This is a genomic window from Dechloromonas denitrificans (assembly GCF_001551835.1).
Classification (GTDB): domain Bacteria; phylum Pseudomonadota; class Gammaproteobacteria; order Burkholderiales; family Rhodocyclaceae; genus Azonexus; species Azonexus denitrificans.
This window is the reverse complement of sequence record NZ_LODL01000035.1, coordinates 102556-129259: the sequence shown is the minus strand read 5'-3', so window position 1 is coordinate 129259 and position 26704 is coordinate 102556. Positions and strand designations below refer to the sequence as shown.

Sequence of the window (26704 nt, the reverse complement as noted above, 5' to 3'; positions counted from 1 at the left end):
GTTGCTCCGGCCGTTCATCGGAGGTAATAAACCATGAGATTTATCCCTGCTCTGGCCCTGGCTGCTGCCGTGCTCCTTTCCGGAGTCGGCAGTGCCTGCGCGCAGGAAAAGTTGTTGTCTGAACGGGGCGACGTCGCGATTGAACAGGAGTCCAAGGTCGATATGTTCCGTCCCGAGAAGGACAAGGACACCATTCCCCGCAATTTCCAGAAACAGCCGCCGCTGATCCCGCATAGCGTCAAGGGCTACAACATCACCCAGAATTTCAACAAGTGCATGGACTGCCATTCGAAGGCGCGCGCCGAAGAAACCGGGGCGACCAAGGTTGCCAAGTCGCACTATTTGGACCGCGAAGACAAGAAACACGAAAACATCTCGCCGCGTCGTTATTTCTGCATGCAGTGCCATGTGCCGCAGTACGATGCCAAGCCGCTGGTGGAAAATACCTACAAGCCAGCTACCAAAAACTAAGGGGGAATGATGAGTCTCGAAAAATACATGCCCGCTTGGCTCAAGCGGATCGGTCTGGTCAGCGCACTGCTGCTGTTCGTTGCCGGTATCGTTTTCTGGGGGGGCTTCAACTGGGCTCTGGAGGCGACCAACAAGGAATCGTTCTGTATCTCCTGCCATGAGATGGAAGAAAACGTCTTCAAGGAATATCAGAACACCATTCACTATACGAACCGTACCGGCGTTCGCGCCACCTGTCCCGACTGCCATGTGCCGAAGGAGTGGGGGCCGAAGATGATCCGCAAAATCCAGGCTTCGAACGAAGTTCTGCACAAGATCCTCGGCACCATCGACACGCCGGAGAAGTTCAACAAGAAACGTCACGAACTGGCGCAGCATGAATGGGATCGCATGAAGTCCACCGATTCCCGCGAATGCCGCAACTGTCACCGTTACGATTACATGGACTATACGGAACAGGGCAATCGTGCAGCACGGACTCATCCGGTGGCATTTGATCAAGGCAAGACCTGCATCGACTGCCATAAGGGTATTGCTCACCAATTGCCGGCAATCGACCAGCACATCGGCAAGCAGAACGAGGGGGCCGTCGAGATTTCTCACGGCGATAAACCCAAGGATGAAAGCAAGTAATTAGGCTTTGTCAGTCGCGCCCGACAACCCCGGCTTGAGGCCGGGGTTGTCTTTTGCGCGGTATTGCTGCGGTCAACGTATGTAAATTACAAATATTCACCTTGCCTCCGCGAAATATGGCTTTCCGCGCCAACACTAATCCTGCAAGGTGTGCTACTTTTATTGTGCTGCCGTCCCAACGGCCAGTTTTCTTACTAACCAACAGGTAACAGGAGGCACTTAGATGAATAAATCCGAGCTGGTCGAAGTTGCTGCAAAAGAAGCTGGTATTACCAAAGCCGCCGCCGATAAGGCGCTGTCGGCGATTATTGGTGCGGTTGTAAAAACCGTCTCAGAAGGGGAATCTGTTACCCTCGTTGGTTTCGGCACATTCAAGTCCGCTCAGCGCGCAGCGCGCACCGGCAAGAATCCCAAGACCGGCGCTACGCTGAAAATTCCGGCCACAACCGTGCCGAAATTCTCTGCCGGTACCGCTTTCAAGGCGGCAGTCGCCCCCAAGAAGTCTCCTGCCAAGAAGAAATAATCTGGCATCTTCGAATGCGGGGCTCGCGCTAAACGGGCTCCGCTTTTTACTTGTGCAATGAATAATCCAAACCCAGAAAACCCGCCTGTTACTCCGCCCGCCCCGCAGCCTATCGACAACCGTCGCCGCCTGCGCGAACTGCTGTCCGTTCCCGAGCGGGACAGGACAGATGAGCAGTGGGACGAGATCATCGAGCTTGAAATTCAACTGGCGCCCGGCAACCGCATTTCCGGCAATGAGCCGATGGGTGGTAGTACCGGTGGCGGTCATCACCATGGCAAGCCAGCCGGCGGCAGTGGTGGCGGTGGCCTTGGCCAGCAGAAAAAGCATCGGCCACGTACCAACACCAATAACAACAACCGTCGTCCGCGTCAGAACAAGCCCTCGTCGGGTGGTTCCGGTGGCGCCGGTGGTGGCAATCCCGCCGCCTGACGTTCTGTTCGCTCCCGTAAAGCGGCATAATTGCCGTCATGCAGCAATTTGATCTGATTATCGTCGGCGGCGGCCTGGCTGGAGCCAGTCTGGCCATCGCCTTGCGGGATAGCCGCCTGCGGATTGCCCTGGTGGAAAGCCAGGCGCCGCACCAGTCTGAGGGGTGGGATGCGCGTATCTACGCGATCAGCCCGGCTAATGCCCTCTTTCTCGAATCGATTGGCGCCTGGAAGCATCTCGATCGGGCGCGTATGGCTCCGATTCGCGCCATGCAGATTTTTGGCGACGCAGGCGGAAAGCTCGATTTTTCGGCCTTCGATACCGGTGTCTCTGAACTGGGCTGGATTCTCGAGTCGTCATTGATGGCTTGCGAGTTCTGGGAGAGTGCCAAGCGGCAAAGCAATCTCACCCTGTTCTGTCCGGCCCGGCCGGCGCAGCTTGAGTTCCGCCACGATGCGGCCGTCCTCAAGTTGGCTGATGGCGTGACATTGTCGGCTCGTTTGCTGGTTGCTGCTGATGGCCGTGATTCGTGGGTGCGGCAGGCGGCTGGGTTGGCCGCACTAAATAGTCCGTATAACGAGAAAGGGCTGGTGGCCAATTTTTCGGTCGAAACGCCGCATCGCAATATTGCCTATCAATGGTTCCGCGATGATGGTGTTCTGGCCTACCTGCCCTTGCCCGGGAACCGCATTTCCATTGTCTGGTCTACTCCCGATGACCATGCGGACCAACTTTGTGCGCTGGCCCCGGAGGCGCTCTGTGAGCGAGTCGCCGAGGCGGGGGCTAATCGCCTTGGGCGATTGCAGTTGCTGACTCCGCCTGCCGCCTTTCCGCTGCGCCTGATGCGCGTGCCGCAAACTGTCGCGCCGCGGCTGGCCTTGATCGGCGATGCGGCGCATGGCATTCATCCCTTGTCCGGTCATGGCATCAATCTCGGTTTTCAAGATGCCAGTGCGTTGGCTGGCTTGCTGTCCGGAACCCAGCCTTGGCAGGATATTGGCGATGAACGCCTGCTTCGTCGCTACCAGCGGGCGCGCCGGGAAGAAACAATATTGATGCAGGCAACGACTGACGGCTTGCGTCGCCTGTTTCGCGAGACGCCGCCTGGCCTGCGTGCCTTGCGTAATGCCGGCCTCAATCTGACCAATGGCTTGCCCTTTATGAAAAATGCCCTGGTGCGTTATGCGCTGGGTGCTCTTTAGGAGAACTGGATGTTCGTGAAACTTGTATCGCTTTCAATGGCGCTTCTCTTCAGTACAGCAAGCCCGGCCGATGAGGTCGAGATCAGAAAGGGGATGGAGGCCAAGTTGGGGGCGAAGGTGGAGAGTGTTGCCAAGTCGGGTTACCTTGGTCTGTACGAGGTTTACGCTGACGGCAATATCTTCTACACCGACGAGAAAATGAGTGCCATCATGGTTGGGGCGCAGCTGATTGATGCCAAGACGATGAAGAATGTCACCGACGAGCGGATGAAAAAGCTGACGGCGATCAAGTTCAGCGACTTGCCCCTCGATCGTGCGATCAAGCAGGTGCGCGGCGATGGCAAGCGCGTTCTGGCGACCTTCGAGGATCCGAACTGTGGTTATTGCAAGCGTCTGGCCAAGGATATTGCCAAGCTTGAAAACGTCACGGTTTACACCTTCCTTTATCCGATCCTGTCCGAAGATTCTGTCCGCAAGTCGAAGCAGATCTGGTGTGCGGCTGATCGCGCCAAGGCCTGGAATGACTGGATGATTGACGGACGGGCGCCGGCCGCCAAAGAGGATTGTGACACCGCAGCAATCGGCAAGAATCAGGAGTTCGGGCGCAAGCTCAACATCACTGGTACGCCGACCATGTTCTTCGTTGATGGCGAACGTGTGCCGGGGGCGATGCCGCTGGCGAGGATCGAGCAAAAGTTGAATCTGGCTAGATAGTCAGTCGCAGATTTCAGCCAAGGGCGACCACCGGTCGCCCTTGTCATTTGTGGGGCCAGGAGACGTGATCGGGCCTTGAGCATTCTTCTGCCGGTTCGGGCTCGCCGTGCATTTCCTCTTGGCATCGCGTCGGGTGGATTGGCGCGTTGTGCCGATCAATTACTGTGTCGCACCAAGCGCGCAGGGTGTCATCGCGCGCTAGCCAAGTGTCCGTGATCCGGCTTTCGGCATGCTGCCGGGAAGCACCGTTTTTCCCCTTTTTGAGTTGTCGTTTTACCACGACGGCATGCGCTGGGTGGGTGGCAATTGATTTGCCTCAAATCCTTATAAGTCACTTTAAGTGTCTATGTCCGTGCTTTGATTTTTAAGGGTAATTTCAATAGCGATTCGTCAACAAAAGTGCGCGTAAGTCCTTGTTGCATAAGAAAAAATTCCCAATTTGTCTATTGACTGAGGTGGGTTGTTGTTCTAAAGTGGGAAAACGTGTTGAAAAGTGGGTAAACGGGGAGCGAGACGGGTAATGTTTGAAGGGGCTGCAGCACTCAGTCTGGACGCGAAGGGGCGGCTTGCCATACCGGCAAGGCACCGCGAGCCCCTGCTTGCGGCCGCCGAGGGTTCGCTCGTCCTGACCGCGCACCCGCACCGTTGCCTGCTGCTTTACCCGTCGCCGGCCTGGCAGCCGATCCGCGATCAAATTCTCAAAGCTTCCAGCCTCGATCCGCGGGCGGCCTCGATCAAGCGTGTACTGGTCGGTAATGCCCGGACCGAAGAGCTCGATTCGGCCGGCCGCATTCTGGTCGCCAACGAATTGCGCGACTACGCCAACCTCGGCAAAACCGTCTATCTGGTCGGCATGGGCAGTCACTTTGAAATCTGGAGTGAGGCTGGCTGGAAGGAGCAGAACGATCTGGCTGCGGAGGCGCTTTCCGGCGATCTGCCGCCGGGCTTCGGGGATCTGGTGCTGTGACCGCGGGTAGCACCCACGTCACGGTGCTGCTCGAAGAGGCGGTTGAATCCCTGGCGGTAAAAACGGACGGCGTTTATATGGACGCCACCTTCGGGCGTGGCGGCCACAGTCGTCGCATTCTCGCGGCACTTGGTGAAAAAGGCCGTCTGGTGGCCGTTGACCGCGACCCTTATGCCATTGCGGCGGGGGCGGCAATTGATGATTCCCGTTTTCAACTGGTCCATCGTGCCTTTGGCGAAATCGGCGAGGCCGCGGCCGAGGCCGGGGTGCGGGACGTTGACGGAATTCTTTTTGATGTGGGGGTGTCGTCGCCGCAGATCGACGACGGGGAGCGCGGCTTCAGCTTTCGCTACGACGCGCCGCTCGATATGCGGATGGATACGACGCAGGGCGAGACGGCCGCCGAGTGGCTGGCGCGGGCCGAAATAAGGGATATCACGGAGGTTATTAGAAACTATGGCGAAGAACGGTTTGCTTTCCAGATTGCAAAGAAGGTTGTGGCTGCTCGGCTCGAACAACCTATTGTCACAACAGGTCAGTTCGCGGCCATCGTACGCGAGGCCGTGCGCACCCGTGAGCCAGGGCAGGACCCGGCGACGCGCAGCTTTCAAGCTCTACGGATTCATATCAATCAAGAGCTCCGCCAGCTGGAGGTAGCCCTGCCGCAGGCGCTCGAGCTGTTGAAGCCGGGTGGCCGACTGGTTGTGATCTCCTTTCATTCGCTGGAAGACCGTATCGTCAAAACTTTCATGCGGGCGCAGTCGACCGCCGATGACTTGCCGAAGGGCTTGCCGTTACGCGCCGACCAATTGCCGAAGCCGAAACTGCGTCTGCTTGGCAAGCCGTTCAAGCCGTCGGCGGCTGAAGTGGCGGCTAATCCGCGGGCACGGAGTGCCGTGATGCGGGTTGCGGAAAAACTGTAATGGTCCGTTTCAACATGTTCCTTCTCTTGATCGTGGTGGTTTGCGCGCTGGGTGTGGTCACCTCCCAGCACCGGGCGCGCAAGCTCTTTCAGGATCTGGAGGGAGAGCAGGAGCGGGCCAGGCAACTGGATGTCGAGTACGGCCAGTTGCAACTTGAACTGTCGACCTGGGCAACCCATCCGCGGGTCGAAAAAATTGCCCGTGACCGCTTGCATATGGTGACGCCGGATGCCATCGGTCGTGTCGTGCCGCCGGCCGTCAAGAAAGCGGGGCGCTGATGGTCGTCCGCCGCCGCCCGCAACGGGGTCATCGCTTTACCGAAAGCCCGGTGCTGCAACTGGCGCTGCAGGGCTGGCGTTCGCGCATGGTCGGCCTGCTGTTGATGGGTGCCTTTCTGGCGCTGGTCGCCCGCGGCTTCTATCTACAGGTGATCAACAACGATTTCCTGCAGGAAAAGGGCGATTCGCGCTATCGCCGCGATATCGAGGTTTCCGCCTCGCGCGGCAAGATTACCGACCGCAACGGCGACATGCTGGCCGTGTCGACGCCGATGAAGTCGATCTGGGCGATTCCTGGCGATGCGCGGACCATGGCGGCGCCGCAGAAACAGCAACTGGCCGGCCTGCTCGACATGAGCGTGCGCGAGTTGGACGGCAAGATCGCTTCCGAGAAGACCTTCGTTTTCGTCAAGCGTCAGGTGGCCCCGGAAACGGCCGACCGCATCGCGGCGCTGAAGCTGCCCGGCGTTCATCAGGAAAAGGAATATCGCCGCTATTACCCGACTGGCGACATGACCGCCCACATCGTCGGCTTCACCGGCGTTGACGACAAGGGCCTGGAGGGTGTCGAACTGGCCTTCCAGCAAAGTTTGCTCGGTCATGCCGGCAGCCGGACGGTGATCCGCGACCGGCGCGGCAGCATCGTTGAGGATGTCGGGGCGACCAAGCCGCCGCAGGATGGCAAGGATGTCCGCCTGGCGCTCGATTCAAAAATCCAGTATCTCGCCTACAGCCATTTGAAGGCGGCGGTCGATACCAATAATGCCAAAGCCGGGGGGGCCATCGTCATCGATGCCCGGACCGGCGAGATTCTCGCGCTGGCCAATTGGCCGACCTACAACCCGAATAACCGGCAACACCTTTCCGGCGCCCAACTCCGCAATCGTGCCATCACCGATACCTTCGAGCCGGGTTCGGTGATGAAGCCGTTTACGGCGGCGCTGGCGCTGGAACGGGGCAAGGTCCGCTTCGATACGGTGATCAACTGCGCCCCGGGGCGTCTGACCATCGGCTCGGCGACGATCTCCGATGCGCACCCGCATGGCGCCCTGACCGTGGCCGAAGTGATCCAGAAGTCATCGAACGTCGGGACGGCAAAGATTGCCCTCGGCTTCCCGCCGAAGGAAATGTGGGAAATGTTCGACAGCATCGGTTTCGGCCAGGCACCCAACCTCGGTTTTCCGGGGGAGGTCAATGGTCGCCTGCGGCCTTGGAAGAACTGGCGGCCGATCGAACAGGCGACGATGTCCTACGGCCACGGCATTGCAGTCAGCCTGGTCCAGTTGGCCCGGGCCTATACCGTGTTTGCCCGCGACGGCGAACTGATGCCGCTGTCGTTGACCAAGGTCGACGATGGCCCGGTGCGCGGTACCCGCGTCTTCTCGCCGCAAACCATGCGCGAAGTGCGCGCCATGCTTGAAATGGCCGTGCAGCCCGGCGGCACCGCCCCGAAGGCGCGCGTCCCCGGCTACCGGGTCGGTGGCAAGACCGGTACGGCCTACAAGATCGAGGGCGGCGTCTACGCCCGCAAGTACATTGCATCGTTTGTCGGCCTGGCGCCGATCAGCGAGCCGCGTCTGGTGGTCGCCGTGATGATCGACGAGCCGACCGGCGGTGCGCACTACGGTGGGGACGTGGCCGGTCCGGCCTTCTCGCAGATCATGGGCGGCGCCCTGCGAACGCTGGGCGTACCGCCGGATGGCGCGCTCCAGGTGGCGGAAGCCGAAGCCGGAAAGGGGCGCCTGTGAGCACGCCGCGCGAACTCCTCGACCGTCTGGAAGCAATGGGTATCGTGCCGGCCGGTGTCGCCGACGACAGCCGCCAGGTCCAGCCGGGCGATCTCTTCCTGGCCTATCCGGGCGATCTGGCCGATGGCCGCCTCTATATCGCCGATGCGCTCCGACGCGGCGCCATTGCCGTGCTCTGGCAGCCGGGCGGCGATTTCGCCTGGAATGCGGCGTTGACCGTAGCAAACCTGCCGGTGGGCACTCTGCGCCCGCTGGCCGGGCCGCTGGCACATGCCGTCTACGGTCATCCAAGCGAAGGCCTGTCGCTGATCGCGATTACCGGCACCAACGGCAAGACGACAATCAGCCAGTGCTTGGCCAAGGCCTACCCGAAGCCCTGTGCCATCATCGGCACCCTGGGTGCCGGTTTTCCGGATGCGCTGGTCGAGACCGGCTTCACGACGCCGGAAGCGACGACCCTGATGCGCTATCTCGCCCAGTTCCGTCGCGAGCGCGCCGCCGCCTGCGCCCTCGAAGCCAGTTCGATCGGCATCGAGGAAGGGCGGATGAACGGGGCGCGGGTCGATGTTGCCGTGTTCACCAACTTCACGCGCGACCATCTCGATTACCACCTGACGATGGAAGCCTATGCCGCAGCCAAGGAAAAGCTGTTCGCCTGGCCGCGCCTGCGCACCGCGATCATCAATCTCGACGACGAACTGGGCCAGAAGCTGATCCGCGAAACCACCGCGCTGCGCGTGCTGGGCTACGCCATCGGCGAGCCGAAGCGCGATTTCCCGGCCCTGGTCCGCGCCGAGCAACTGGTCGATACCCCCTTCGGTCAGCGTTTCGAACTGGTCGTGCCGAATGGCCGGGCCACCGTCGATACCGGCCTGGTCGGTCGTTACAACATTCATAACCTGCTGGCGGTGGCCGCCGTGCTGCACGACACCGGACTGCCGGCCGCCGAGGTGGCGCGCCGCCTGTCCGAACTGACCCCGCCGCCGGGCCGCATGGAGCGGGTGGGCGGCAACGGCGAACCGCTGGTCGTCGTCGACTACGCCCATACGCCGGATGCGCTGGCCAATGCGCTGACGGCACTGCGCGACGTGGCGACGCCGCGCGGCGGTCGCCTGTGCGTTGTCTTCGGCTGCGGCGGCGACCGCGACAAGGGCAAGCGGCCGCAAATGGGCGCCCTGGCCGCCGCCCAGGCCGACCGCGTGCTGGTCACCAGCGACAACCCGCGCAGCGAAGCGCCGCAGGCGATCATTGAAGATATTTTGGCCGGCATGACCCATGCCGAAGTTGAAGCCGACCGCGCCGCCGCCATTCGGCGGGCGGTGCTGGAGGCCGATGCGCGCGATGTCATCCTGCTCGCCGGCAAGGGCCACGAGCCTTACCAGGAAATCGCCGGCGTCCGTTACCCGTTTTCCGATGTCGAGCAGGCGCAGGCTGCGCTGGCGCTCCGTCGCACCGAATCCAAGGAGGGGTCTGCCGTATGAACTGGCTGCTCTCACAAGTTGCACATGCCGTCGGTGGCCGCCTGCTTGGCGCCGACCTCGCCCTGACTGGCGTTTCCACCGATACCCGGGCGATTGGCACCGGCCAGTTGTTCGTTGCCTTGCGCGGTGAACGCTTCGATGCCCATGACTTTCTCGCCCAAGCCGCGGCCAGCGGCGCGGCCGCTTTCCTGGTTGATGACGCCGACAAGCTGCCGGCTGGCGTCTCGGCCGTGGTCGTCGCCGATACCCGCCTCGCCCTTGGTGCCCTGGCCGCAGCCTGGCGCGCCAGCTTCGCCTTGCCGGTGATCGCGGTGACCGGCTCCAACGGCAAGACGACGACCAAGGAAATGATCGCCGCCATCCTGCAGGCTGAGTTCGGTGGCAACGTGCTGGCGACGCGCGGCAATTTCAATAACGACATCGGTCTGCCGTTGACCTTGCTTGGCCTGAACGCGACGCATCGCGCCGCCGTCATCGAGCTGGGTATGAACCATCCCGGCGAAATCGCCTATCTGGCGCCGATTGGCGCACCGAGCGTGGCGCTGGTGACCAATGCCCAGCGGGCCCACCTCGAAGGCATGGGCGACATGGACGAAGTGGCGCGCGAGAAGGGCAGCATCTTCGCCGGCCTGCCCGCGGGCGGTGTTGCCGTGATCAATGCCGACGACTGCTACGCCGAGCGCTGGCGCGGCATGGCCGGTTTGCACACGGTGCGCACCTTCGCCATCGATCATGTCGCCGATGTGCACGGCAAGGTGCGCCAGCATGGTCTGGAAACCGAACTTGAACTGAACGCGCCGGAAGGGGAAGCGCTGATTCGCCTGCGCATTCCCGGGCGCCACAATGCGCGCAATGCGGTGGCCGCAGCGGCGGCCTGCCTGACGGCGGGCGTCCCGATGGCGGCCGTGCAGGCCGGCCTGGAAGCCTTTTCCGGCGTCAAGGGGCGTTTGCAGCGGCGGGCCGGCCGCAAGGGCGCCGAGATTCTCGACGATACATACAACGCTAACCCGGATTCGGTGCGGGCCGGCATCGACGTGCTGGCCTCGACCATCGGCCACAAGCTGCTGGTCCTGGGCGACATGGGCGAAATCGGCGAGGCCAGCGGCCAGTACCACGACGAAATCGGCGGTTACGCCAAGAGCCAGGGCGTCGACCGCCTCTATGCGCTGGGCGATGCCGCGCAGCAGGCGGTGCGCAACTTCGGCGAAGGCGCCAAGCACTACTGCAATGTCGAAAAGCTGATTGCTGCGGTCGACAAGGAATTGGGGCCGGAAACCACCGTCCTGATCAAAGGCTCGCGCTTCATGAAAATGGAACGGGTGGCCGATGCCCTCGCCGCGCCAGCCACTCCCGAGGAGAACAACTGATGCTGCTGGCTCTTGCCCAATGGCTCGCCCAGGACGTGCGCTTCTTCAACGTCTTCAACTACATCACGCTGCGCGCCGTGCTTGCCGCGATGACCGCGCTGCTGCTGTCGCTAGCCGCCGGGCCGCGCGTCATCCGCTGGCTGGCGGCGAAGAAGATCGGCCAGGCGGTACGCAATGACGGTCCGCAGACCCACCTCGTCAAATCGGGAACCCCGACCATGGGCGGCGTGCTGATCCTGATCGCCATCGGCGTCACGACGCTGTTGTGGGGCGACCTGACCAATAAGTATGTGTGGACCGTGCTGGTCGTCACGCTCGGCTACGGCATCGTCGGCTGGTACGACGACTGGAAGAAGGTTGTTTACCGTGACCCGAAAGGCCTCGCTGCCAAGTGGAAGTATTTCTGGCAGTCGGTGCTCGGCCTCGGCGCCGCGCTGTTCCTCGCCTATTCGACCAAGTCTCCGGCGCAGACCGAACTGATCATTCCGTTCATCAAGACGGTCAGCTATCCGCTCGGCATCATCGGCTTCATCACACTGACCTATTTCGTCATCGTCGGCACCAGCAATGCGGTGAACCTGACCGACGGCCTGGATGGCCTAGCCATCATGCCGACCGTGATGATCGCCGCCGCCTTTGCGCTGATCGCCTACGTCACCGGTCATGCGGTGTACGCCAAATATCTGCTGATTCCCTACGTGCCGGGCGCCGGCGAACTGTGCATCCTGCTCGGCGCCATCGCCGGGGCCGGGCTCGGTTTCCTGTGGTTCAACGCCTATCCGGCCGAAGTCTTCATGGGCGATGTCGGCGCGCTGGCGCTGGGCGCCGCACTCGGCACCGTCGCCGTCATCCTGCGCCAGGAAATCGTGCTGCTGATCATGGGCGGCGTCTTCGTCGTCGAAACCCTGTCGGTGATGCTGCAGGTCAGCTACTTCAAATACACCAAGAAAAAATTTGGCGAAGGCCGGCGCATCCTGCGCATGGCGCCGTTGCATCACCATTTCGAACAGACCGGCTGGAAGGAAACGCAGGTCGTCGTTCGCTTCTGGATCATCACCATCATGCTGGTGCTGATCGGTCTCTCTTCGTTGAAGCTGCGCTAAATGGAACTTCGGGGCAAACGCGTTGTGGTCGTCGGACTCGGTGAGTCCGGACTGGCGATGGCCAAATGGCTACATCGCCAGGGTGCCCGCATCCGCGTCGCCGATTCGCGCGACAACCCGCCGAATCTTGAAGCGCTGGCGGGTGTCGCTCCGGAAGCCGAAGTGATCACCGGGCCGCTTGTCGCCGCCACTTTTGCCGGGGTCGATTGTGTCGCCCTGTCGCCGGGCGTGCCGAAGGCGACGCCGCAGATTGCTGCGGTCAACGTGCCGGTGATCTCGGAAATCGAACTGTTCGCGGCCGGCGTCCGCGAGCAGGTGCCGGCCTCGCAGATCGTCGCCATTACCGGCAGCAACGGCAAGACGACGACCACGGCCTTGACCGCCCACCTGTTGAACGGTGCCGGCGTGTCGGCCATCGCCTGCGGCAACATCTCGCCGTCAGCCCTTGACGCGCTGATGGATGCGCAGGATGCCGGCGCTTTGCCGCAGGTCTGGGTCGTCGAATTGTCGAGTTTCCAGCTCGAAACGACGCATCACCTGAATGCTGCCGCGGCCACCGTGCTCAACGTCTCGGAAGATCATCTCGACCGCTACGAGGGCAGCCTGGCCAATTATGCCGGCGCCAAGGCGCGCGTCTTCCAGGGCAAGGGCGCGCTGATCCTCAATCGCGACGACGACTGGTCGATGGCCAACGGCCGCTGCGGTCGCAAGATGATTACGTTCGGTCTGAACGCTGCGCCGCGCGGCGTCGATTACGGCCTGGCCGACGGCATGATCTGCCGCGGCCAGCAAGCCATCGTTGCGGTGGACCGCCTCAAACTGGCCGGTTTGCACAATGCCGCCAACGCCATGGCGGCGCTGGCGCTGTGTGAAGCGGTCGGTGTTGAAGCGAGCCGCCTGGTCGAGCCGCTGACGTCCTTCGCCGGCCTGCCGCACCGCGTCGAAACAGTGGCCGAGATCGGCGGCGTGCTCTACGTCGATGACTCGAAGGGTACCAATGTTGGCGCGACGCTGGCCGCCATCGAAGGCATGGGGCGCAAGGTCGCCATCGTGCTCGGCGGCGACGGCAAGGGCCAGGATTTCTCGCCGCTCAAACCGGCGCTGGAGAAGCATGGCCGCGCCATCGCCCTGATCGGCCGCGATGCGGCGGCGATCGGCATGGCCCTCGAAGGCAGCGGCGTGCCGACCCGCATGCTCGGCGACATGGAAGCAGCGGTGCGCTGGCTGGCCGCCCATGCCGAAGCAGGCGACTGCGTGCTGCTCTCGCCGGCCTGCGCCAGTCTCGACATGTACAAGAACTACGCCCACCGCGCCCAGGCTTTCATCGACGCGGTGCAGGGGCTGCAATCATGATGATCGGTGCCCTCGACGCCCCGCGCCGCCAAGTGGCGGAGATCGACTACGTGCTGCTGTGGAGCGTGCTGATCCTGCTCTTCGCCGGCATGGTAATGGTCTATTCGGCGTCGATCGCGATTGCCGAAGGCGGTCGCTTCACCGGTCACCAGCCGGCCTATTACCTGGTTCGCCACGGCATTTTCTTGTGCATCGGCCTGGTCGCGGCGGCCGTCGCTTTCCAGGTGCCGTTGGCGCTGTGGCAGAAGTCGGCGCCCTTCCTGTTCATGGCCGGCGTCGTCCTGCTCGCCATCGTGCTGATTCCCGGTATCGGCCGCGACGTCAATGGCGCCCGCCGCTGGCTGCCGCTCGGCTTCGCCAACCTGCAGCCGTCCGAGCTGATGAAGATGTTCGCGGTGCTCTACGCCGCCGACTACACCGTGCGCAAGATCAACGTCATGCACGACCTGAAGCAGGCTTTCCTGCCGATGTTCGGCGCCATGGCCATCGTCGGCATGCTGCTGCTCAAGGAGCCGGACTTCGGCGCCTTCGTCGTCATCATCTCGATCGCCATGGGCATCCTCTTCCTTGGCGGCCTCAAGGCACGCCTGTTCGCCATGCTGATCGTCGGCCTGCTGCTCGCCTTTACGGTGATGATTATCGTCTCGCCTTACCGGCGCGACCGCGTCTTCGGCTTCATGGACCCGTGGGCCGATGCCTTCGGCCGCGGCTACCAGTTGTCGCATTCGCTGATTGCTTTCGGTCGCGGCGAACTGTTCGGCGTCGGTCTCGGCGCCAGTGTCGAAAAACTGTTCTATCTGCCGGAAGCGCACACCGACTTCCTGCTTGCGGTGATCGCCGAGGAACTCGGCTTTTTCGGGGTGCTGGCCATCATCGCGCTGTTCGCACTGCTCGTGCAGCGCGCCTTCGCCATTGGCCGCCAGTGCGTTCAGCTCGACCGCCTTTACCCGGCCCTGGTCGCCATGGGCATGGGCATCTGGTTCGGCGTGCAGTCCTTCATCAACATGGGCGTCAATATGGGCTTGCTGCCAACCAAGGGCCTGACCTTGCCGCTGATGAGCTTCGGCGGTTCCGGCATTCTCGCCAACTGCGTGGCGCTGGCCATTCTTCTTCGCGTCGATTGGGAAAATCGCCAGTTGATGCGTGGAGGCAAACTATGAGCAAAACCATCCTGATCATGGCCGGCGGGACCGGTGGTCACATCTTCCCGGCGCTGGCCGTTGCCGAGAAAATGCGCGACCGTGGCTGGCACGTCGTCTGGCTGGGTAATCCGGAAGGCATGGAAGCGCGCCTGGTGCCGCAGCATGGTTTCGAGATGGTCGAGCTGAAGTTTGCCGCCTTGCGCGGCAAGGGCCTGTTGCGCAAGCTGCTGTTGCCGTTCAACCTGTTGCGCGGCTTCTGGCAGGCCCAAAAGGCGATTCGCCAGGTGCAACCGGAAGTCGTGCTCGGCATGGGCGGCTACATCACTTTCCCGGGCGGCATGATGGCCTCGCTGCTCGGCAAGCCGCTGGTCGTCCATGAACAGAATTCGGTGGCAGGCCTGGCCAACCGTGTGCTGGCCGGCGTTGCCGACCAGATCCTCACCGGTTTTCCGGAGGTGCTGGACAAGGGCGTCTGGGTCGGCAATCCGGTGCGGCCGGAAATTGCCGCCCTGGCGCCGCCGGCCGAACGCTACGCCGAACGGACGGGCGCCTTGCGCCTGCTGGTCATCGGCGGCAGCCTGGGGGCGCAGGTGCTGAACGAAATGGTGCCGCAAGGCATGGCCTTGCTGACTGCCGAGCAGCAGCCGCAAATCGTCCATCAGGCCGGCGAGAAGCATATCGAGGCCTTGAAGGCCAATTACGCGGCGGTTGGCGTCCAGGCGCACTGCGTTTCCTTCATCGAGGACATGGCCGGCGCCTACGAATGGGCCGATCTGGTGATCTGCCGGGCCGGCGCGCTGACCGTTGCCGAACTGGCGGCGGCCGGTGTCGCCAGCATCCTGGTGCCTTTCCCGCATGCGGTGGACGACCACCAGACCGGCAATGCCAAGTTCCTGGTCGATGCCGGTGGCGCCATCCTGCTGCCGCAAAACGAACTGACGGCGGACGCCATTGCGCTGATCCGCAACTATTCCCGCGGTCAACTGCTGGAAATGGCCGAAAACGCCCGCAGCCTGGCCAAGCCCGATGCCACCGAAGAAGTGGCGAATATCTGTGCAGAGAGCGCGAAATGAAACACAAGGTCAAACACATCCACTTCGTCGGCGTCGGCGGCTCGGGCATGAGTGGCATTGCCGAGGTGCTGGCCCATTTGGGCTACACGGTCAGCGGTTCCGACCTCGCGGCCAGTGCGACGACCCGTCGCCTGGAGGCCGAGGGGGTCAAGGTGATGATCGGCCATGCCGCCGAGCATGCCGCCGGTGCCGAGGCAGTGGTCGTTTCCACCGCCGTCAAGGAAGACAATCCTGAAGTGGTCGCTGCCCGCGAACGCAAGATTCCGGTCGTGCCGCGGGCGCAGATGCTGGCCGAGTTGATGCGTCTGAAACGTGGCATCGCCATCGCCGGCACGCATGGCAAGACGACGACGACCAGCCTGGTCGCCAGCATTCTGGCTGAAGGCGGCATCGACCCGACTTTCGTCATCGGCGGCCGACTGAATGCCGCCGGGGCGAATGCCCGTCTGGGCAGCGGCGATTTCCTGGTGGCCGAGGCCGATGAATCGGATGCCTCCTTCCTGTTCCTGTCGCCGGTCATCTCGGTGGTCACCAATATCGATGCCGACCACATGGAAACCTACGGTCACGACTTCGAGCGCCTGAAAGGCGCTTTTGTCGAATTCCTCAACCGCCTGCCGTTCTACGGCGTGGCCGTGCTCTGTGGCGACGATCCCAACGTGCGCGCCATCATGCCGCGTGTTTCGAAGCAGATCGTCACCTACGGCCTGAGCCCGGATTGCAATTTCCATGCGGAAAACGTCGTCGCCGTCGACGGTCAGATGCGCTTCGATTGTGTCCGCGTCAATGGTTCCGTTTCCCGCTTGCCGATCACGCTGAATACGCCGGGCATGCACAACGTGCTCAATGCGCTGGCGGCAATTGCCGTGGCGACCGAAGTGCAGGTGCCGGACGCCGCGATCATCAAGGCGCTGGCCGAATTCAAGGGCGTCGGCCGCCGCTTCCAGCGTTACGGCGAAGTGGCCTTGCCTGCTGGCGGCAGCTTCACGCTGGTCGATGACTACGGTCATCACCCGGTCGAAATGGCGGCAACCTTGGCCGCCGCTCGCGGCGCCTTCCCCGGCCGCCGCCTGGTGCTGGCTTTCCAGCCGCACCGCTACACGCGGACGCGCGACTGCTTCGAGGACTTCGTCAAGGTGTTGTCCACGGTCGACGCGTTGTTGCTGGCCGAAATCTACGCTGCCGGCGAAGCGCCGATTGTCGCCGCCGACGGCCGCTCGCTGGCCCGTGCCCTGCGCGTTAGCGGCAAGGTCGAGCCGGTGTTTGTCGAGGATATTGCGGCCATGCCGCAAACGATTATGGATGTCGCCCGCGATGGCGACGTGGTTCTGACGATGGGTGCCGGCTCGATCGGCGCGGTGCCCGGCAAAGTGGTGGATATGCAATGAGCGGTTTTGGCAAAGTCGCGGTTCTTTTCGGCGGCACCTCCGCCGAGCGCGAAGTCTCTCTGAATAGCGGTTCCCGCGTGCTGGCCGCCCTCCTGGGCCAAGGCATCGATGCCCACGCCTTCGATCCGGCCGAGCAGCCGCTCGATGCGCTGAAGGGCTATGACCGCGCTTTCATCGCGCTGCATGGCCGGCATGGCGAGGACGGCACGATCCAGGGGGCCCTCGAAGTGATGCATATTCCCTACACCGGCTCCGGCGTGCTGGCCTCGGCGCTGGCCATGGACAAGTTTCGCACCAAGCTGATGTGGCAGGCGGCCGGCCTGGCCATTCCGGAATATGCGCTACTCACCGCCGATTCCGATTTTGCCGATATCGAGGAAGAACTCGGTCTGCCGCTGTTCGTCAAGCCGGCCCGCGAAGGCTCGTCGATCGGCGTCACCAAGGTCAAGGCGCACGACACGCTGCATCTGGCCTACGCCGAAGCGGCCCGCCACGATCCGCTGGTGATCGCCGAAAAGGGCGTCATGGGCGGCGAATACACGGTCGGCATCCTGGGCGACGAGGCGTTGCCGATCATCAAGATCGAACCGGCCACCGAATGGTACGACTACGAAGCCAAGTACAACCGCGACGATACCCGTTACCTGTGCCCCTGCGGCTTGCCGGAAGCCAAGGAGATGGAAATCCGCAAGGGAGCGCTCGAAGCCTTCCGCATCCTCGGCGGCCGGGGCTGGGGGCGGGTCGATTTCCTGATGGACGAAGAGGGCAATCATTACTTCCTGGAAGTGAATACTGCGCCCGGCATGACCGATCACTCGCTGGTGCCGATGGCGGCGCGGGTGGCCGGTATGGACTACCCGACACTGGTCCGTCGGGTGCTCGAACTGGCTGCCAACGACTGAGGCAATGAATGTGGAACAAACCGCACCTGTTGAATGCGCTGGCCGACCTGCTGATTCTCGCAGCGTCGGCCGCGTTGCTGGCCGCCGCGGCGGTCTGGCTGGTGCGCGTACCGTCGTTGCCGGTGCAGCAGGTGGTTTTTGCCGAGCCGCTGGCCCATACGCGGCGGGGCGAGGTCGAGCAGGTGTTGCCGGCCGCCCTGAAAGGGAATTTCTTCAGCCTGAATCTGGAAACCGTGCGCGGCGCGCTGGAAAAGCTGCCCTGGGTGCGCAAGGTGGAAGTGCGCCGGATCTGGCCGGCCCGCCTGGAAGTGAAGGTCGAGGAGCATCGTCCGGTCGCCCGCTGGGGCGAGGCGCGGGGCGAGTTGGTCAACAGTTACGGCGAGGTTTTTGCGGCCTTGGCCGGCGAAACGGAACTGGCCGCCTTGCCGCTGCTGTTCGGGCCGCCCGGTACGGCCGGCGAGGTGCTGAAGCGCTATGGCGAACTGGTCGGCAGCTTCAAGGTGATCAGCGAAAAGCCGGTGCAGCTCATCCTGTCGCCGCGTCTGGCCTGGCAGTTGAAGCTGGAGAACGGCATGTTGGTGGATATGGGGCGCGAGCAGCCGAAGTCGCCGATCGGCGTGCGCCTGCAACGATTTATCGAGGTTTATCCGGAAACGGTCGCCAAACGGGCGGTCCGGCCGGCGGTGGTGGATTTGCGGTATCCGAATGGTTTCGCGGTGCGTACAGCGGCCGAGGGGAAGGGAAAGTAAGCATATGAGCAGGGACAACAAGGATCTGGTGGTCGGGCTGGACATCGGGACGTCGAAAATCGTCGCGCTGGTCGCCGAGATCAATCAGGAAGGCCATTTGAACGTCATCGGCATGGGCTCGCAGGATTCGCGCGGCCTGAAAAAGGGCGTCGTGGTCAATATCGAGGAAACGGTGCACACCATCAGCCGCGTCGTGCAGGAAGTCGAGCTGATGGCCGACTGCAAGGTGAAGGACGTCTATACGGGCATCGCCGGCAGCCACATCAAGAGCTTCAACTCGAACGGCATGGTGGCGATCAAGGACAAGGAAGTGACGCCGAGCGATGTCGAGCGCGTCATCGAAACCGCCAAGGCGATGCCGATTCCGGCCGACCAGGAAATCTTGCACATCCTCACGCAGGAGTTCGTTATCGACGGCCAGGATGGCATTCGCGAGCCGATCGGCATGAGCGGCATGCGCCTGGAAGTCAAGACGCACATCGTCACCGGCGCCGTCTCGGCGGCCCAGAACATCGTCAAGTGTGTCCGCCGCTGCGGTCTGGAGGTCAATGACCTGGTGTTGCAGCCGCTGGCTTCCAGCTACGCCGTGCTCTCCGAGGACGAGAAGGATCTCGGTGTCTGCCTGATCGACATCGGTGGCGGCACGACCGACATCGCGGTGTGGACGCAGGGCGCCATCCGCCACACCTCGGTGATCCCGATCGCCGGCGACCAGATCACCAACGACATCGCGATGGCGCTGCGTACGCCGACCCGCGAGGCCGAGGATATCAAGTGCAAATACGGTTGCGCCCTGTCGCAACTGGCCGACGCCGCCGAGAACATGGATGTCGCCGGCGTCGATGACCGGCCGAGCCGCAAGCTGAGCCGCCGCGCGCTGGCCGACGTCATCCAGCCGCGCGTCGAAGAGCTTTACGAATTGATCCAGAACGAACTGCGCCGGGCCGGTTTCGAGGAGGTTTTATCCTCCGGCATCGTGTTGACCGGCGGTGCCAGCGTGATGCCGGGCATGGTCGAACTGGGCGAGGAAATCTTCCACATGCCGGTTCGCCTGGGCAACCCGAAATACAGCGGCAGCTTGGCCGATGTCGTGCAGAGCCCGCGTTTCTCGACCGCTTTCGGCCTGCTGCTCGAAGCGCAGGCGCAGCGCAAGCGCGGCCAGAAGATCCAGGAAAAGCAGGGCTTCAAGGACGTCTTCGACGGCATGAAGTCGTGGTTTGCCAAGAATTTTTGATTTGTTTGTGAACAGTTTTTTCAGAGGAGGTAGTCATGTTTGAGATCATCGAGAAAGACGAAGAGGCGGGCACGATCATCAAGGTGTTCGGGGTTGGCGGTGCCGGTGGCAATGCCATCGAGCACATGATTCGCGAAGGCGTGAACGGCGTTGAGTTCATCGCCGCCAATACCGACGCCCAGGCGCTCAGCCGCAATGCCGCAGCCTCCAAGCTGTCGCTCGGCAAGACCGGCCTGGGCGCTGGCGCCAAGCCGGAAAAGGGCCAGGAAGCGGCGCAGGAACATCGCGACGAAATCCGCGCCAGCCTGGAAGGCGCCCACATGGCGTTCATCACGGCCGGCATGGGTGGTGGCACGGGTACCGGTGCCGCGCCCGTGGTCGCCGAAATTGCCCGCGAAATGGGCATCCTGACGGTTGGTGTCGTCACCAAGCCGTTCAGTTTTGAAGGCAACAAGCGGATGAAGTCCGCCGAAGCCGGTATTGCCGAATTCTCCAAGCATGTCGATTCGCTGATCGTCATCCTCAATGACAAGCTGATGGAAGTCATGGGCGACGACGCCGATGTCGACGATTGCTTCAAGGCGGCTGACGATGTGCTGAAAAATGCCGTTGGCGGGATTGCCGAAATCATTACCTACCCGGGCCTGGTCAACGTCGACTTCGAAGACGTCCGCACCGTGATGGGTGAAATGGGCCGTGCCATGATGGGTTCTGCCGCTGCCGCCGGCGTCGACCGCGCCCGCATCGCCGCCGAACAGGCTGTCGCCTCGCCGCTGCTCGAAGGCGTCAATCTGTCCGGTGCCAAGGGCGTGCTGGTCAATATCACGGCCGCCAAGGGCGGCCTCAAGATGAAGGAAGTCAATGAGGTGATGAACACCGTCAAGGCCTTCGCGGCCGAAGACGCCCACATCATCTTCGGTGCCGTGTACGACGAACTGATGGACGATGCGCTGCGCGTCACCGTGGTTGCCACCGGCCTCGGCCAGGCAGTGGCCAAGCGCCAGACGTTCGAAGTCATCAACACCCCGGTCATGCAGGCGACCGGCACGCACGATGCCGTCGCCTTCTCCAGCGGTCCGGCCATCGACTACAACCAGATCGCCGATGTCCCGGCCGTGGTGCGCAAGCGCAACGTCACCGTCGAAGCGCTGGCCAACAGCGGTGTCGACCGTTACGACATTCCGGCCTTCCTGCGCAAGCAGGCGGACTGAATGTAAGAAAGGCTCACTCTGAAAAAGGGCGGCGGCGCGTTGTGTTACAATGCGCCGCTCCCCAAATTATTCAAGCACTTGCATGCTAAAGCAACGCACGCTCAAGACCCTTATCCGCGCCTCAGGCGTCGGCCTGCATGGTGGCGTCAAGGTCAATATGACCCTGCGTCCGGCAGCTCCGGATACCGGCATCGTCTTTCGCCGCGTTGATCTGCCGGAACCGGTGGATATCCCCGCCAAGGCCTTCATGGTCGGCGATACCCGGATGTGCTCGTGCCTGGAAAAAGAGGGGGTCAAGGTAGGAACCATCGAGCACCTGATGTCGGCTTTCGCCGGACTCGGTATCGACAATGCCTGGGTTGATCTGGATGCGCCGGAAGTGCCCATCCTCGACGGCTCGGCTGCCCCGTTCGTCTTCCTGATCCAGTCCGCTGGCATCGAAGAGCAGAATGCGGCCAAGAAATTCATTCGCGTCACCCGGCCGATCGAAGTACGCGACGGCGACAAATGGGCGCGCTTCGAGCCTTATGACGGCTACCGTCTCAGTTTCTCCATCGTTTTCAATCATCCGGCCATCGACAAATCGGCGCAAAAAGCCGAAATCGATTTCGCCGAGCAGTCCTACACCCGTGAAGTGGCGCGCGCCCGTACCTTCGGTTTCATGCAGGAAGTCGAATACCTGCGCGAAAACGGCCTCGCCTTGGGCGGCGGCCTGGAAAATGCCATCGTTCTCGACGAATTCCGCGTCCTCAACCAGGACGGCCTGCGTTACGGCGACGAATTCGTCAAACACAAGATTCTCGATGCCGTCGGTGACCTCTACCTGCTCGGCCATCCTTTGCTGGCCGCCTATTCGTCGCACAAGGGCGGTCACGCGCTGAACAATCTGCTGGCTCGCGAGTTGCTGAATCACCAGGAGTCCTGGGAATTCGCCACCTTCGACGAAGCGGAGCGTGCTCCGGTTGGCGTCACGCGCTGGCTGAACCAGCTGGCCTAAGCCCACATGTGGCTGCTGCGTTTGCTGGCAGTCATTCTGGTGGTGGCGATCGGCGTCAGCCTGCTGATCTATGTCATCAGCGGCAACCGGGCCTACTTGGCCTTTACCTGGCGCCTCTTCCGCTACGGCATCATCTTTGCCCTGGTTGTCTTTGCGCTGATGATCATCGAGCGCATCGCCGTCATCCCCGTTTAGCGGCGCGCTCCAGCAAGTGGTCGAGGGCGGCGCGCAGCGGCCCTTTTGGCAGTTTTTCAGTGGTCGACCGCAGCGCTACGCAGGCCTCTTCCGAAATCGGCTTGAGGGTTGAGGCGATAGGCTGGCGAAGAATTTCGCGCGGCTGCACTCTGACTTCCATGACGATGCACTCGGCCCCGCTTTTCGATAATTCGGCGCACAGGCGCTGACCCATCTGGCGGATTTTGGCGGCTACCGCACCGTTGTCGGTGTGGATGACGATAGTCCCCGACTTGTAGTTGGCGACGTGTGCCGTATAACGAAAGGCTGCCGGGGCAACAGCTTCGAAGCGGCGGGCTAGCTTGAGCAGGAGCCGGGCGTGGGCCATGACTCGGCCGGAGGCGGCGTCGCGGTCAAGAAAATACTCGGGCTCGTAGTGCATGGCGGCAGCTTCTGTGCAGGTTGTTCCGGTCTTGCGCCATGCCAACACGGCGCCTTCTGTCCGCATTATGCCTTGCCGTATCCAGCGGTGGCTTGCTTGAATTGAAGTGGCTGGCCCGAGCGGCAAATAACTCCTTGATTTAGGTCGCCCTCGTCGTCAGGGGGCAGCGTGTTAGAATCGCCGCTTTCCGGCTGTACGCAACCAACATTCCATCGCGATGATTTCTGGCCTACTCAAAAAGATTTTCGGCAGCCGCAACGATCGGCTGATCAAGCAATTCTCCCAAACGGTCAAACGCATCAATGCCCTCGAGCCGACGCTCGAAGCCCTGAGCGACGAGCAGCTGCGTGCCAAGACGGACGAGTTCCGCCAGCGCCACGCTAATGGCGAGTCGCTCGACGACCTGTTGCCGGAAGCCTTTGCGGTCGTTCGCGAAGCGGGCAAGCGCGAACTCGGGATGCGCCACTTCGACGTCCAGATGATCGGCGGCATGGTGCTGCATTACGGCAAGATCGCCGAAATGCGCACCGGCGAAGGCAAAACACTGGTCGGCACGCTGCCGGCCTATCTCAATGCCATCTCCGGCAAGGGCGTCCATGTCATCACGGTCAATGATTACCTGGCGACCCGCGACTCGGAATGGATGGGGCGGCTGCACCGCTTCCTCGGCCTCAGCGTCGGCGTCAATCTGTCGCAGATGGATCACGAGGCGAAACAGGCGGCATACGCCGCCGACATCACCTACGGCACCAACAACGAATTCGGTTTCGACTACCTGCGCGACAACATGGTCTATACGGCCGGCGAACGGGTGCAGCGCGGCCTGAATTACGCCATCGTCGACGAAGTGGACTCGATCCTGATCGACGAAGCACGGACGCCGCTGATCATTTCCGGCCAGGCCGACGACCAGACTGACCTCTACGTCCGCATGCGCGCCGTCGTGCCGCTGCTCAGCCGGGCGCAGGAAGAAAATGGCGAGGGTGATTACTGGGTCGACGAAAAGGGCCATCAGGTTCACCTGTCCGAAGCCGGTTACGAGCACGCCGAGCAACTGCTGGCCGAGCACGGCATCCTCAAGGAAGGCAGCAGCCTTTACGACGCCGCCAACATCACGCTGATGCATCACCTGAACGCCGGCTTGCGGGCGGCCTCGCTGTTCCACAAGGACCAGCATTACGTCGTGCAGAACGGCGAAGTGACCATTGTCGACGAATTCACCGGCCGCCTGATGGCCGGCCGCCGCTGGTCGGATGGTCTGCACCAGGCCGTCGAGGCCAAGGAAGGCGTGCAGATCCAGGCCGAGAACCAGACGCTGGCCTCGATCACTTTCCAGAATTACTTCCGCATGTACGGCAAGCTGGCCGGCATGACTGGCACAGCGGATACCGAAGCCTACGAATTCCACCAGATCTATGGCCTGGAAACCGTCGTCGTGCCGACGCATCGGCCGATGGTCCGCAAGGACATGAACGACCTGGTCTTCAAGACGGCGGACGAGAAACACACGGCGATCATTGCCGACATCCGCGAGTGCGCCAAGCGTGGCCAGCCGGTGTTGGTCGGCACAACCTCGATCGAAGCTTCCGAGCTGCTCTCCGGTCTGCTCGACAAGGAAGGCCTGGCGCACAACGTGCTCAATGCCAAGCAGCATGCCCGCGAAGCCGAGATCGTCATCGAAGCCGGTCGCCCTGGCGTCATCACCATCGCCACCAACATGGCCGGTCGCGGTACCGACATCGTGCTCGGCGGCAGTATCGAGAAGGCCACTTCGGCGATCAAGCACGACGAGTCGCTGCCGGAAGCCGAGCGCGAGGCGAAAATCGCCGCCATGCGCGCCGAATGGCAGAAGGTGCACGATCAGGTGCTGGCCTCTGGCGGTCTGCACATCATCGGTTCCGAACGGCACGAGTCGCGCCGGATCGACAACCAGCTGCGCGGCCGGGCCGGTCGCCAGGGCGATGCCGGTTCCTCACGCTTCTACCTGTCGCTCGACGATCCGCTTTTGCGCATCTTCGCCGGCGAGCGCCTGCGCGCCATCATGGACAAGCTGAAAATGCCGGAAGGCGAGGCGATCGAGCATCCGCTCGTCACCCGCTCGCTGGAATCGGCGCAGCGCAAGGTCGAGGCCCGCAACTTTGATATCCGCAAGCAATTGCTGGAATATGACGACGTCGCCAACGACCAGCGCAAGGTGATCTACCAGCAGCGCAACGAACTGCTGGAAACCGACGACATCTCGGAAACCATCACCGCGATGCGGCAGAGCGTCATCGCCGAAACTTTCCGCACCTACGTGCCGGCCGAATCGGTCGAAGAGCAGTGGGATATGGAGGGTCTGGAGCGTGCGCTGGCGGCCGATCTGCAAATTGCCGCGCCGGTCGCCGAGTGGTTCAAGAACGAGCCGACGCTGTCCGACGAAGAAATTCTGACCCGCATCCTGCAGGAAGCCGACGAGGCCTACCGGGCCAAGGTCGAACTGGTCGGTGCCGCGACGTTCCACCAGTTCGAACGCAACGTCATGCTGCAGAGCCTCGACTCGCACTGGCGCGAGCATCTGGCGGCGCTTGATCACTTGCGCCAGGGGATTCACCTGCGCGGCTACGCCCAGAAGAACCCGAAGCAGGAATACAAGCGCGAAGCTTTCGAACTCTTCGAAGGCCTGCTTGATCTGGTGCGCAAGGAAGTCACCCGCATCGTGTTCACTGTGCAGATCCGCTCGCAGGAAGATGTCGAGGAAACCGCGCCACACGCCGATGTCCAGAACGTCCAGTACCAGCACGCCGGCTACGACGAGGCGCTGGGCACGGAGGCCGAGGCCGCGGCAGGCCCGGCGGCCGATAGCGGGCCGAAGGTGGGGCGAAACGATCCATGTCCCTGCGGATCCGGCAAGAAATACAAGCACTGCCACGGAAAACTGTCCTGACCCGCCAAGGCACCCCAGCGGTGCCTTGATGCTTTTGGAGCCACGAAAATGCCTGTCAATTACGCTACCCCTGCTGCCGATCAACTCTTTCCGGTGGCCGGTGTTCGCCTCGGTGTCGCTGAAGCCGAGATCCGCAAGAAAAACCGTCGCGACCTGACGCTGGTCGTGCTTGATGCCGGCTGCACGGTGGCCGGCGTGTTCACGCAGAACCGTTTCTGCGCGGCACCGGTCCAGCTCTGCCGCAAGCATCTGGCGAGCGGCAAGGAAATTCGCGCCCTGGTGGTCAATACCGGCATCGCCAATGCCGGCACCGGCGAGCCCGGTCGGCAGGCGGCGCAGGCGACCTGCGCGGCGGTGGGCGAATTGCTCGGCGTCGCGGCCGAGCAGGTGCTGCCCTTTTCGACCGGCGTCATTCTCGAGCTGCTGCCGGCGGAGCGTATCAAGGCCGGCCTGCCGGCTGTCTTTGCCGATCTGAAGGCCGACAACTGGCATGCTGCCGCGCACGGCATCATGACTACCGATACGGTGGCCAAGGCAGCTTCGCGCACCCTGACGGTCAACGGTAAAAAAGTGACCATTTCCGGTGTTTCCAAAGGCGCTGGCATGATCAAGCCGAACATGGCGACCATGCTCGGCTTCCTCGCTACCGACGCCGGTATCGCCCAGCCCTTGCTTGACAAGCTGGTCAAGGAAGCGGCCGATGCCTCCTTCAACTGCATTACTGTCGACGGCGACACCTCGACCAACGATTCCTTCGTGATGATCGCTTCCGGTCAGTCCGGTGCCAGCTTTGCCGCTGAAACCGATGCCGGCTGGGCCGAGGTCAAGGCGGCGATCATTGCTGTGTCGGTCGAGCTGGCCCAGGCCATCGTGCGCGATGGTGAAGGCGCCACCAAGTTCATCAGCGTTGCCGTCGAAGGCGGCAAGGATGTCGAAGAGTGCCGCAAGGTCGGTTACGCCATCGGCCACTCGCCGCTGGTCAAGACAGCCTTCTTCGCCTCCGACCCGAATCTCGGCCGGATTCTGGCCGCAGTCGGCTATGCCGGCATCGACGACTTGGATGTCGATGGCGTCAAGGTCTGGCTCGATGATGTGCTGGTGGCCGAAAATGGCGGTCGTGCTGCGGCTTACCAGGAAGAGGATGGCGCCCGTGTCATGGCGCAGGCAGAAATCACCGTCCGCGTCGATCTCGGCCGGGGCGCGGCGAAAGCCTGCGTTTATACCTGCGATTTTTCCTACGATTACGTGAAGATCAACGCCGACTACAGAAG

At 62.4% G+C, this 26704-nt stretch carries 26 protein-coding genes; 25 read left to right on the top strand and 1 reads right to left on the bottom strand.

Annotated features, from left to right (window positions below; translation table 11 throughout):
* Positions 1-33: 33 nt before the first annotated feature.
* The 23 genes from AT959_RS15375 (at position 34) to AT959_RS15265 (ending at position 22086) form a co-directional block, all read left to right on the top strand.
* Entirely contained in the window at positions 34-471 is a 438-nt protein-coding gene (locus AT959_RS15375) for a nitrate reductase cytochrome c-type subunit (RefSeq protein ID WP_066884816.1), read from the top strand.
* Positions 472-477: 6 nt separating this feature from the next.
* Positions 478-1104 (top strand): NapC/NirT family cytochrome c, encoded by a 627-nt coding sequence (locus tag AT959_RS15370; protein ID WP_066884813.1) that lies wholly within the window; start codon positions 478-480, stop codon positions 1102-1104.
* Positions 1105-1327: 223 nt separating this feature from the next.
* Entirely contained in the window at positions 1328-1627 is a 300-nt protein-coding gene (locus AT959_RS15365) for an HU family DNA-binding protein (protein ID WP_066884810.1), read from the top strand.
* A gap of 57 nt (positions 1628-1684) precedes the next feature.
* Positions 1685-2059 carry a hypothetical protein gene (locus AT959_RS15360; protein WP_066884807.1) on the top strand — a complete coding sequence of 125 codons (375 nt, stop codon included), beginning with the start codon at positions 1685-1687 and terminating at the stop codon, positions 2057-2059.
* Between the two features lie 38 nt (positions 2060-2097).
* On the top strand, positions 2098-3261 hold the full coding sequence (locus AT959_RS15355) for a UbiH/UbiF family hydroxylase (protein WP_066884804.1): 1164 nt from the start codon (positions 2098-2100) through the stop codon (positions 3259-3261).
* A 9-nt stretch (positions 3262-3270) separates the two neighbouring features.
* On the top strand, positions 3271-3975 hold the full coding sequence (locus AT959_RS15350; protein ID WP_066884801.1) for a DsbC family protein: 705 nt from the start codon (positions 3271-3273) through the stop codon (positions 3973-3975).
* 520 nt (positions 3976-4495) lie between these two features.
* Complete coding sequence (mraZ, locus tag AT959_RS15345) at positions 4496-4942, top strand: division/cell wall cluster transcriptional repressor MraZ (protein ID WP_066884799.1); 447 nt, start codon at positions 4496-4498, stop codon at positions 4940-4942.
* Positions 4939-5865 (top strand): 16S rRNA (cytosine(1402)-N(4))-methyltransferase RsmH, encoded by a 927-nt coding sequence (gene rsmH / locus AT959_RS15340; protein WP_066884797.1) that lies wholly within the window; start codon positions 4939-4941, stop codon positions 5863-5865. Before mraZ ends, rsmH begins: the two co-directional genes overlap by 4 nt.
* A complete protein-coding gene (ftsL, locus tag AT959_RS15335; protein ID WP_066884794.1) occupies positions 5865-6143 on the top strand; it encodes a cell division protein FtsL in 279 nt (92 codons plus the stop codon). The genes rsmH and ftsL overlap by 1 nt, the downstream gene beginning before the upstream one ends.
* A complete protein-coding gene (locus AT959_RS15330) occupies positions 6143-7891 on the top strand; it encodes a peptidoglycan D,D-transpeptidase FtsI family protein (protein WP_066884790.1) in 1749 nt (582 codons plus the stop codon). Before ftsL ends, AT959_RS15330 begins: the two co-directional genes overlap by 1 nt.
* Entirely contained in the window at positions 7888-9372 is a 1485-nt protein-coding gene (locus AT959_RS15325) for a UDP-N-acetylmuramoyl-L-alanyl-D-glutamate--2,6-diaminopimelate ligase (RefSeq protein ID WP_240481859.1), read from the top strand. Before AT959_RS15330 ends, AT959_RS15325 begins: the two co-directional genes overlap by 4 nt.
* Positions 9369-10739 (top strand): UDP-N-acetylmuramoyl-tripeptide--D-alanyl-D-alanine ligase, encoded by a 1371-nt coding sequence (locus AT959_RS15320; RefSeq protein WP_066884787.1) that lies wholly within the window; start codon positions 9369-9371, stop codon positions 10737-10739. The genes AT959_RS15325 and AT959_RS15320 overlap by 4 nt, the downstream gene beginning before the upstream one ends.
* Complete coding sequence (mraY, locus tag AT959_RS15315; RefSeq protein ID WP_066884784.1) at positions 10739-11842, top strand: phospho-N-acetylmuramoyl-pentapeptide-transferase; 1104 nt, start codon at positions 10739-10741, stop codon at positions 11840-11842. Before AT959_RS15320 ends, mraY begins: the two co-directional genes overlap by 1 nt.
* The gene (gene murD / locus AT959_RS15310; protein ID WP_066884782.1) at positions 11843-13195 is read left to right on the top strand and encodes a UDP-N-acetylmuramoyl-L-alanine--D-glutamate ligase; all 1353 of its coding nucleotides are present in this window, start codon (positions 11843-11845) and stop codon (positions 13193-13195) included.
* Complete coding sequence (ftsW, locus tag AT959_RS15305) at positions 13192-14355, top strand: putative lipid II flippase FtsW (RefSeq protein ID WP_066884779.1); 1164 nt, start codon at positions 13192-13194, stop codon at positions 14353-14355. The genes murD and ftsW overlap by 4 nt, the downstream gene beginning before the upstream one ends.
* A complete protein-coding gene (gene murG / locus AT959_RS15300; protein WP_066884776.1) occupies positions 14352-15410 on the top strand; it encodes an undecaprenyldiphospho-muramoylpentapeptide beta-N-acetylglucosaminyltransferase in 1059 nt (352 codons plus the stop codon). Before ftsW ends, murG begins: the two co-directional genes overlap by 4 nt.
* The gene (murC, locus tag AT959_RS15295) at positions 15407-16798 is read left to right on the top strand and encodes a UDP-N-acetylmuramate--L-alanine ligase (RefSeq protein WP_066884774.1); all 1392 of its coding nucleotides are present in this window, start codon (positions 15407-15409) and stop codon (positions 16796-16798) included. Before murG ends, murC begins: the two co-directional genes overlap by 4 nt.
* A complete protein-coding gene (locus AT959_RS15290) occupies positions 16795-17700 on the top strand; it encodes a D-alanine--D-alanine ligase (protein ID WP_066884770.1) in 906 nt (301 codons plus the stop codon). The genes murC and AT959_RS15290 overlap by 4 nt, the downstream gene beginning before the upstream one ends.
* Positions 17701-17708: 8 nt before the next feature.
* A complete protein-coding gene (locus AT959_RS15285; protein WP_066884767.1) occupies positions 17709-18449 on the top strand; it encodes a cell division protein FtsQ/DivIB in 741 nt (246 codons plus the stop codon).
* Positions 18450-18453: 4 nt separating this feature from the next.
* Positions 18454-19683 carry a cell division protein FtsA gene (gene ftsA, locus AT959_RS15280; RefSeq protein ID WP_066884764.1) on the top strand — a complete coding sequence of 410 codons (1230 nt, stop codon included), beginning with the start codon at positions 18454-18456 and terminating at the stop codon, positions 19681-19683.
* 35 nt (positions 19684-19718) lie between these two features.
* Positions 19719-20894 (top strand): cell division protein FtsZ, encoded by a 1176-nt coding sequence (gene ftsZ / locus AT959_RS15275; protein ID WP_066884761.1) that lies wholly within the window; start codon positions 19719-19721, stop codon positions 20892-20894.
* A gap of 82 nt (positions 20895-20976) precedes the next feature.
* The gene (gene lpxC, locus AT959_RS15270) at positions 20977-21891 is read left to right on the top strand and encodes a UDP-3-O-acyl-N-acetylglucosamine deacetylase (RefSeq protein WP_066884758.1); all 915 of its coding nucleotides are present in this window, start codon (positions 20977-20979) and stop codon (positions 21889-21891) included.
* A gap of 6 nt (positions 21892-21897) precedes the next feature.
* On the top strand, positions 21898-22086 hold the full coding sequence (locus AT959_RS15265) for a hypothetical protein (RefSeq protein ID WP_066884754.1): 189 nt from the start codon (positions 21898-21900) through the stop codon (positions 22084-22086).
* On the opposite strand, the gene AT959_RS15260 is transcribed toward AT959_RS15265, so the two are convergent.
* Positions 22073-22507 carry a DciA family protein gene (locus tag AT959_RS15260; RefSeq protein WP_066884752.1) on the bottom strand — a complete coding sequence of 145 codons (435 nt, stop codon included), beginning with the start codon at positions 22505-22507 and terminating at the stop codon, positions 22073-22075. The two genes, AT959_RS15265 and AT959_RS15260, sit on opposite strands and share 14 nt — an antisense overlap.
* 217 nt (positions 22508-22724) lie before the next feature.
* Here AT959_RS15260 and secA point away from each other — a divergent pair, with 217 nt between their 5' ends.
* Both secA and argJ read left to right on the top strand, forming a co-directional pair.
* Positions 22725-25433, top strand: a complete 2709-nt coding sequence (gene secA, locus AT959_RS15255; protein ID WP_066884749.1) for a preprotein translocase subunit SecA — start codon at positions 22725-22727, stop codon at positions 25431-25433.
* Positions 25434-25481: 48 nt separating this feature from the next.
* Positions 25482-26704 (top strand): bifunctional glutamate N-acetyltransferase/amino-acid acetyltransferase ArgJ (gene argJ / locus AT959_RS15250; protein ID WP_066886384.1); only part of this gene is annotated, 1223 nt, incomplete at its 3' end.

Excerpts from the sequence above, each read along its gene's own strand:
- AT959_RS15260 (WP_066884752.1), bottom strand. The coding sequence starts at position 22,507 with ATGCACTACGAGCCCGAGTATTTTCTTGACCGCGACGCCGCCTCCGGC.
- AT959_RS15330 (WP_066884790.1), top strand. The coding sequence starts at position 6,143 with ATGGTCGTCCGCCGCCGCCCGCAACGGGGTCATCGCTTTACCGAAAGC.
- AT959_RS15285 (WP_066884767.1), top strand. The coding sequence starts at position 17,709 with ATGTGGAACAAACCGCACCTGTTGAATGCGCTGGCCGACCTGCTGATT.
- AT959_RS15350 (WP_066884801.1), top strand. The coding sequence starts at position 3,271 with ATGTTCGTGAAACTTGTATCGCTTTCAATGGCGCTTCTCTTCAGTACA.
- AT959_RS15355 (WP_066884804.1), top strand. The coding sequence starts at position 2,098 with ATGCAGCAATTTGATCTGATTATCGTCGGCGGCGGCCTGGCTGGAGCC.
- AT959_RS15290 (WP_066884770.1), top strand. The coding sequence starts at position 16,795 with ATGAGCGGTTTTGGCAAAGTCGCGGTTCTTTTCGGCGGCACCTCCGCC.
- AT959_RS15365 (WP_066884810.1), top strand. The coding sequence starts at position 1,328 with ATGAATAAATCCGAGCTGGTCGAAGTTGCTGCAAAAGAAGCTGGTATT.
- mraY (WP_066884784.1), top strand. The coding sequence starts at position 10,739 with ATGCTGCTGGCTCTTGCCCAATGGCTCGCCCAGGACGTGCGCTTCTTC.
- AT959_RS15360 (WP_066884807.1), top strand. The coding sequence starts at position 1,685 with ATGAATAATCCAAACCCAGAAAACCCGCCTGTTACTCCGCCCGCCCCG.
- ftsL (WP_066884794.1), top strand. The coding sequence starts at position 5,865 with ATGGTCCGTTTCAACATGTTCCTTCTCTTGATCGTGGTGGTTTGCGCG.
- AT959_RS15375 (WP_066884816.1), top strand. The coding sequence starts at position 34 with ATGAGATTTATCCCTGCTCTGGCCCTGGCTGCTGCCGTGCTCCTTTCC.
- murD (WP_066884782.1), top strand. The coding sequence starts at position 11,843 with ATGGAACTTCGGGGCAAACGCGTTGTGGTCGTCGGACTCGGTGAGTCC.
- ftsA (WP_066884764.1), top strand. The coding sequence starts at position 18,454 with ATGAGCAGGGACAACAAGGATCTGGTGGTCGGGCTGGACATCGGGACG.
- mraZ (WP_066884799.1), top strand. The coding sequence starts at position 4,496 with ATGTTTGAAGGGGCTGCAGCACTCAGTCTGGACGCGAAGGGGCGGCTT.
- lpxC (WP_066884758.1), top strand. The coding sequence starts at position 20,977 with ATGCTAAAGCAACGCACGCTCAAGACCCTTATCCGCGCCTCAGGCGTC.
- murC (WP_066884774.1), top strand. The coding sequence starts at position 15,407 with ATGAAACACAAGGTCAAACACATCCACTTCGTCGGCGTCGGCGGCTCG.
- AT959_RS15320 (WP_066884787.1), top strand. The coding sequence starts at position 9,369 with ATGAACTGGCTGCTCTCACAAGTTGCACATGCCGTCGGTGGCCGCCTG.
- secA (WP_066884749.1), top strand. The coding sequence starts at position 22,725 with ATGATTTCTGGCCTACTCAAAAAGATTTTCGGCAGCCGCAACGATCGG.
- ftsW (WP_066884779.1), top strand. The coding sequence starts at position 13,192 with ATGATGATCGGTGCCCTCGACGCCCCGCGCCGCCAAGTGGCGGAGATC.
- AT959_RS15265 (WP_066884754.1), top strand. The coding sequence starts at position 21,898 with ATGTGGCTGCTGCGTTTGCTGGCAGTCATTCTGGTGGTGGCGATCGGC.
- AT959_RS15370 (WP_066884813.1), top strand. The coding sequence starts at position 478 with ATGATGAGTCTCGAAAAATACATGCCCGCTTGGCTCAAGCGGATCGGT.
- ftsZ (WP_066884761.1), top strand. The coding sequence starts at position 19,719 with ATGTTTGAGATCATCGAGAAAGACGAAGAGGCGGGCACGATCATCAAG.
- murG (WP_066884776.1), top strand. The coding sequence starts at position 14,352 with ATGAGCAAAACCATCCTGATCATGGCCGGCGGGACCGGTGGTCACATC.